The 2,525-nt window shown below is 60.0% G+C and carries 1 protein-coding gene; it reads left to right on the top strand.

What is annotated here, in order from left to right; all coding sequences use genetic code 11:
• The coding region (locus ACYVAD_RS09750) for a SusC/RagA family TonB-linked outer membrane protein (protein WP_461139299.1) at positions 1-2,522 on the top strand (2,522 nt) is incomplete at its 5' end.
• Positions 2,523-2,525: the final 3 nt, after the last annotated feature.

Raw genomic sequence — 2,525 nt, forward strand, 5'->3', positions numbered from 1 at the left:
CGGCCATTTACGGATCGCGGGCGGCTAACGGGGTCATTCTGATCACGACCAAGCGGGGTAAAACGGGCAAGCCACAGCTGTCGTACTCCTTCAATCAAGGAATTGCGCAACCAACCGTCGTGCCTAAACTGGCGAATGCTGGTCAGTACGCTGAGATGCTGAATGATCTGAACGTATACGAGCTTCCGGTATCGGAATGGTCGGCAGCAACGCAGGCTTACAGAACGAACGGGACGTACACACGACCAAACGGAACCGTTCGGACGGCGCCTTACTCGCCGACAGATATTCAGAAGTACAACGATGGCTCCGACCCCTGGGGCCACCCCAACACCGACTGGTACAAATCGACGCTGAAAACCTGGTCGCCCCAGTCGCGCCACAACCTCCAGCTGACGGGCGGCACCGAAGACTTCAAGTACCTGGCCTCGCTGGGCTACCAGAACCAGGATGCCTTCTACAAAAACTCGGCCACCGGCTACAAGCAGTATGATCTGCGCCTGAACATCGACGCCAACATCAACAAGTACCTGCACGTAGCCATCGGTATCCTGGGGCGCGAAGAGTTCCGCTACTACCCAACCCGGGGGGCCGGGGCCATCTTCCGGATGCAGATGCGGGGCAAGCCCAACCAGCCCGCCTTCTGGCCCGATGGCCGGCCGGGTCCCGACATTGAGAACGGGGAAAACCCCGTCGTGATCACCACCAACGCCACCGGCTACGATCGCGACAAGCGCGATTACATCCAGACCAACGGGCAGCTGGACTTCAAAATTCCCGGCGTGGAGGGGCTGAAAATCCAGGCAACGGCGGCCATTGATAAGCTGAACCAGAACAACCGGCGCTGGGAGACGCCCTGGACGCTCTACGAGCGGGGGACGGGGGTGGATGCCAACGGCAACCCAAACCTGATTGCCAGCAAACGCGGCCCGGCCGAGCCGCGGCTGACGCTGGGCAACAACACCCAGCTCAACATCCTGCTGGGCGCTATTGGTACCTATGAGCGTAAATTCGGCGACCACGGCATCACGGCCCTGGTGGGGGTCAACCGGGAAACCATCACGGGCGACAACTTCAACGCCTACCGGCGGTATTTCATCTCGCCGGCCATCGACCAGCTGTTTGCGGGGGGTGCCCTGGAGCAGAACAACGGGGGGAGTGCGTTTAACCGGGCTCGTCTGAACTACTTCAGCCGCCTGGCCTACAACTACAAGGACAAATACCTGGTGGAGTTTTTGGGCCGCTACGACGGATCGGACATTTTCCCGCAGGCCACCCGGTACGGCTTCTTCCCCGGCGTGATGGCGGGCTGGGTCGTGTCGGAAGAGGGGTTCTGGAAAAATACCGTTCCTGTTATGAACTACTTCAAGGTGCGGGCCTCCTACGGTCAGCTGGGCAACGACCAGATCTATTTCCCGGGCACGACAACCCTGGCCACCTATCAGTACCTGGCCACCTACGGCTTCAATACGTACATCATCAACAACGCCCAGCAGCAGACCCTGTCGGAAGCCCGGATTCCTAACCCAACCATCACCTGGGAGGTGGCCAACAATGCCGACATCGGTATCGAAGGGCAGTTGTTCAACGGCAAGGTTGCCTTCGAGTTCGATTACTTCAACAACCTGCGGACCTCGATCCTCTACCCACGCAACGCGTCGGTGCCCCGCACAACGGGGCTGACCTTGCCCCCCGAGAACATCGGTAAAGTGCGCAACAGCGGCTTCGACGGGCAGATCAGCTACAACGGGCAGGCGGGTGCGCTGCGCTACAGCGTGGGCGTCAACGGGGGCTACGCCCAGAACAAGATCATTTTCTGGGACGAAGCACCCGGTGCGCCGGAGTGGCAACGGTCGACCGGTCGGCCAATCAATTCGTACGTTACCTACCAGTACGACGGGGTGTTTGCCACGCAGGCCGACATCGACGCCAACAAGCTGGACTACTCGGCGATCGTCAAAACGCTGCGTCCCGGCGACATGAAGTACAAGGATTACGACGGCGACGGCAAGATCACCCCCAACGATCAGGTGCGCAACAACCGGACCAACCTGCCCCTGTTCCAGGGCGGCATGAACATCACGGCCTCGTACAAGAACTTCGATTTGACGGTGCTCTTTCAGGGAGCTGCCGGTGCCCAGCAGTACATCAGCCTGGGCGAGTCGGGCAACATCGGCAACTACCTGCAGGAGTTCTACACCAACCGCTGGACGGTCGACAATCCAAGCAGCGTGCACCCCCGGATTGCCAACCGCAGTGACCAGTACTACTCGGGGGGCAACACCTACTGGCTCCGCTCGGCCGACTACATCCGGCTGAAGAACTTCGAGGTGGGCTACACCATTCCCGAGACGTTCGGCAAAAAAATCGGCGTCAACAGCCTGCGCTTCTACATCAACGCGCTGAACGCGCTGACGCTGGTCAACCGGCTGGGTTCGTTCGACCCAGAAGCGGATAACGCCACGGGTCAGTACTATCCGCAGTCGCGCATCATCAACGGGGGCCTGACGCTTCGTTTCTAACGC

Source organism: Spirosoma pomorum, from assembly GCF_054776615.1.